Annotated in this window: 1 protein-coding gene and 1 pseudogene; both read left to right on the top strand. The window is 56.7% G+C overall.

The features are described from left to right. Window positions 1–258: pseudogene (locus AC1DUU_RS32005) on the top strand (hypothetical protein); the annotation flags it as partial. A 4-nt stretch (window positions 259–262) separates the two neighbouring features. Continuing rightward, window positions 263–1,390: a UDP-galactopyranose mutase gene (glf, locus tag AC1DUU_RS32010; RefSeq protein WP_476787315.1), complete on the top strand. Its 1,128-nt coding sequence runs from the start codon at window positions 263–265 to the stop codon at window positions 1,388–1,390. Window positions 1,391–1,392: the final 2 nt, after the last annotated feature.

Genomic DNA, 1,392 nt, shown 5'->3' on the forward strand with positions numbered 1-1,392 from the left:
ACCTATGTCCCGGTCCGCTGGGACTATTCGGATCTGGAGGAGCAGTGCGCTTTCTATCTGGAAAATGAAACCGAAAGAGCAGCCATCGCCTCGAGCGCGCGTTCGACACTGCTGACTGCCCTGACAGAAGAGTGGTTCCTGTGCGAGTTCTCGGAGCTGATGGCAAAATTGACCGCAAGCGAGACTTCGGCCATCCAGCGTGAGACAGCGCTGGCGACCGAAGGCTTGTCCGTTTCGTTTCCTCCGGCTGCAGAGTAGCTCGATGTATGACTGGTTGATCGTGGGTGCCGGATTTGCAGGCTCGGTTCTTGCCGAGCGGATAGCGAGCCAGCTCAACGAAAAGGTGCTGGTTGTTGATCGACGCGACCATATTGGCGGCAATGCCTACGATATGCATGACCAAGCCGGCGTGCTGATGCATCGCTATGGGCCGCATATATTTCATACAAATTCGCAGCAGATCTTCGACTACCTGTCGCACTTTACGGACTGGCGTCCCTACGAACATAGGGTCCTGGCCGAGGTGGACGGGATGCGAGTGCCAATTCCCATCAATTTGGATACCGTCAACAGGCTCTACGGGCTCAATCTCACGTCGGAGGAGTTGGAGGGCTGGTTCACTGAACGCGCCGAAGTGGTCGAGGAGGTCCGGACATCGGAGGATGTGGTCGTCTCGAAGGTCGGTCGCGAACTCTATGAAAAGTTCTTCCGCGGATACACGCGCAAGCAATGGGGCATGGATCCGTCGGAGCTTGACAGGTCGGTCACTGCACGCGTCCCCACCCGCACGAACCGGGACGATCGCTACTTTACCGACGAGCTCCAGTTCATGCCGAAGGACGGCTACACCCGTCTCTTCGAGAAGATGCTCGATCATCCAAATATTGAGGTGATGCTGGAGACTGACTATCAGGACGTCCGGTCAAAAATCCCCCACCGACGGCTGATCTACACCGGGCAAATCGACGAATATTTCAACTTTTACTACGGGAGGCTGCCTTACCGGTCGCTGAAGTTCGAGCACGTGACGCTGAACACGCGCTGCTTCCAGGAGGTCGGCACGGTGAATTTTCCTATGACACAGGACTACACCCGCATTTCCGAATACAAGCACATGACCGGCCAGGATCATGCGCAAACCACGGTAACTTATGAATATCCGTCGGCCGAGGGAGATCCGTACTATCCAATCCCCAAGGCCGAGAACGAACGCTTGTACAAGCAATATGAGCGGCTTGCAGGCGAGACGCCGGATGTGTGGTTCGTCGGCAGATTGGCGACTTATCGCTACTACAACATGGATCAGGTTGTCGGACAGGCGCTGGCAACCTTTCGCCGGATGTCTGCGGCGAGGGAGGCCCAACCCCAAGATGCGGGCGCACCGGCCTGATG

This window comes from Aminobacter sp. P4_H6_2, assembly GCF_056400805.1.

Excerpts from the sequence above, each read along its gene's own strand:
- glf (WP_476787315.1), top strand. The coding sequence starts at position 263 with ATGTATGACTGGTTGATCGTGGGTGCCGGATTTGCAGGCTCGGTTCTT.